Source organism: Paraburkholderia humisilvae, assembly GCF_902859855.1.
Taxonomy (GTDB): Bacteria; Pseudomonadota; Gammaproteobacteria; order Burkholderiales; family Burkholderiaceae; genus Paraburkholderia; species Paraburkholderia humisilvae.
This window is the reverse complement of the sequence record NZ_CADIKH010000406.1, coordinates 1-908: the sequence shown is the minus strand read 5'-3', so window position 1 is coordinate 908 and position 908 is coordinate 1. Positions and strand designations below refer to the sequence as shown.

Here is a 908-nt window from a genome sequence, read left to right as displayed (position 1 = left end):
TCCCCTCTCGCTGGTGTTGATGAACGTTCGCAACCTCATCATGGCACGTCGATGCCTGACTCGCGGCTTCCGCCGCAGCCTCGGGACGGGGAAGTCCCTTTCATTCTCTAAGTAGCCGTTAACCGATCGCCACCCGCAACGATTTTAAGTATTTATTAAATTCCGGATGACGTTAACGGCGCCACTGCGGATTTCTTGACCTAATAATGTCACTAGGTTGACTCTACTCATCTCCCGACGCTAACATACTCCACATCATTAATTGAACAACATTATTTAAACGGAATAGCATCAACAATGAATTTTTGCCCCATTGACCAATGAGTGTCATTTAGCTAGCGTTAGTTGCATGCTCGCGAATTTATGTAAAAAACATACACTGAAATATCGCAAAAATTTCCCCGGCGATTACGTTTGGCAGGTTATTGATCCATTCCACGGGTGGCCAAATATTTGATCCGCAGCCGTGCCATTCACTGTCGTTGGTTCTGGTGGGGCGGGTTCCATACGAGCCCTCCCGATTTGGAAGTGCTAACGCGCTGAAAGCAAGCGCGTAGCGGTTCTCGGCCAGATTGTGTCAAGCCGCCACGGGCAACAGCTCGGTATGTACGGAACCACACGCTGGTGATCTCAGAGGGGCAAAATGTCGCAGACTAGCTTTAGCGAATTGCCGGCCGAACAGGTAAAAGCCGACGGAGTAATGATCGCGCATATCGGGGAGTGTCGGGTAAACGGTCCCGCGCCGCGTTACGACGGAGAGCGGTCGAGGTACGACATAGGGTTATCAACGTTAAAAGCTGTTGGCGGCAGTAGGTGCGCGCCGCTTATCGAACGCTTGAATCGACTTTCGCCTGCGATATCGGGAGTATTGGTGGAAACGGTCTACTGCGACGTCATCGGCCGCCCCG

The 908-nt window shown here is 51.8% G+C and carries 1 protein-coding gene; it reads left to right on the top strand.

The window, feature by feature from the left end; genetic code table 11:
- Positions 1-643 precede the first annotated feature (643 nt).
- On the top strand, positions 644-908 hold a 265-nt coding region (locus tag HV796_RS43895), incomplete at its 3' end, for a hypothetical protein (protein WP_217478261.1).